This is a genomic window from Heminiphilus faecis (genome assembly GCF_008728965.1).
Lineage (GTDB): Bacteria > Bacteroidota > Bacteroidia > Bacteroidales > Muribaculaceae > Muribaculum > Muribaculum faecis.
Window position 1 is genome coordinate 1 of record NZ_VSMC01000062.1, and the last position, 1,425, is coordinate 1,425.

Here is a 1,425-nt window from a genome sequence, read left to right on the forward strand (position 1 = left end):
GGGTCAATCCGAAATTCCGGTGCATGGAATTTCTGAAAAGTGTTAAATTTGGGGTATGAAAACAACAGATGCAATATGGATGTGCCTTCCCGAAGGGATGGATGAACTGTTTGAGATGGTTCGGTTCGAGCGTACCGATCAAGCCTATGACATCTGGCTTGATGAGAAAAAGAAACTGTCAGACGAGGATTTCCGCAACCCCAATATCGTTGCGCGAGGCTATACCGAATACGTTACAGTGCAGGATTATCCGATGCGTGGCAGGCCCGTTTATCTGCACATGCGCAAGAACAAATGGTGGGACAAGGAAACCAACAGGATATTCTCCTACAACCTTGAACTTCCCAACGAGGAAGGGACACGACTCAGTGCCGAGTTCGTGGCATTTTTAAAAGACGAAGGTGGAGACGACATCACTGTCGATTAAGCACATAGCCCAGATGTACTGTGTCAACGGCAAACATTTTGCCGATCTGTATCGCAACAGGATAAGCGGCTATGCTGAGTGGTGGGAGTCGGAGCTTTGCTGCGGCTTCTATTTCAACGCAGCCAACATCGGACCGTACATGAGCCTTGACGAGACCTGCCTGAGCAACGGCGAAGTGTGGACGTTCCTTACCAACAAAGACGGTCATGGCGGCCGTGGCACGCTGGCGGCCGCCATCCCCGGAACAAAGAGCGACGAAATCATATCCATACTCATCAATGCCATGGATAAGTCGGTAAGGCGCAGGGTTAAAGAAGTGACCTGCGACCTGTCGCCGTCGATGATGTTGATAGCCGCCGAGGTATTTTACAACGCCCACGTGGTCAACGACCGCTTCCATGTGCAGCGGGTCTATAACGAAGCCGTCGATGAAATCCGCATAGACATACGCCGCCGGCTCATCGCCGAAGAGAACAGCCGGGACAAGTCTGTGCCGCCGGTGACGTACTCCAACGGCGAGACCATGCGCCAGATACTTGCCCGCAGCAAGCACACCCTGATGATGTCGCAGAACAAATGGACTGACATACAGCGTCATCGTGTCAATATACTGTTCAAACATCACCCCATTTTGAAAAGTGCATACAATCTCGCAATGGAGCTGCGACACATTTTCAATGCTAAAATCTCTCCGACAAAGGCGATGGGCAGGATGAACGAGTGGTATGAGAAAGTAATGGCTTTGGGCAACAACAACTTCCGCTCCGTAATCAAGACATTCAGGAACCACGCACCAACTATACTCAACTACTTCCGCCGTCGTGCCACCAACGCTTCGGCAGAGTCCTTCAACTCAAAGGTCAAGATATTCCGTTCTCAAATGAGAGGCGTTCGCGACCGAGATTTCTTTATCTTCCGACTTGTCAAACTATACGCCTGAATTTTTAACATTATCCTCGATGCATTTTAACATATGCACCGGTATTTCGGCTTGAGCC

The 1,425-nt window shown here is 50.1% G+C and carries 2 protein-coding genes; both read left to right on the plus strand.

Going from position 1 to position 1,425, the window contains the following annotated elements; all coding sequences use genetic code 11:
* The first annotated feature begins 55 nt into the window (after nt 1–55).
* Nucleotides 56–427, plus strand: coding sequence for an ISAon1 family transposase N-terminal region protein (locus FW767_RS12910; RefSeq protein ID WP_121700426.1), 372 nt, complete (start codon nt 56–58; stop codon nt 425–427).
* Entirely contained in the window at nt 402–1,367 is a 966-nt protein-coding gene (locus FW767_RS12915; RefSeq protein ID WP_235898134.1) for an ISAon1 family transposase, read from the plus strand. The genes FW767_RS12910 and FW767_RS12915 overlap by 26 nt, the downstream gene beginning before the upstream one ends.
* The last annotated feature ends 58 nt before the right edge of the window (nt 1,368–1,425 follow it).

What these genes read in the sequence shown, in the direction of transcription:
- FW767_RS12910 (WP_121700426.1), top strand. Translation starts at nt 56, where the DNA reads ATGAAAACAACAGATGCAATATGGATGTGCCTTCCCGAAGGGATGGAT.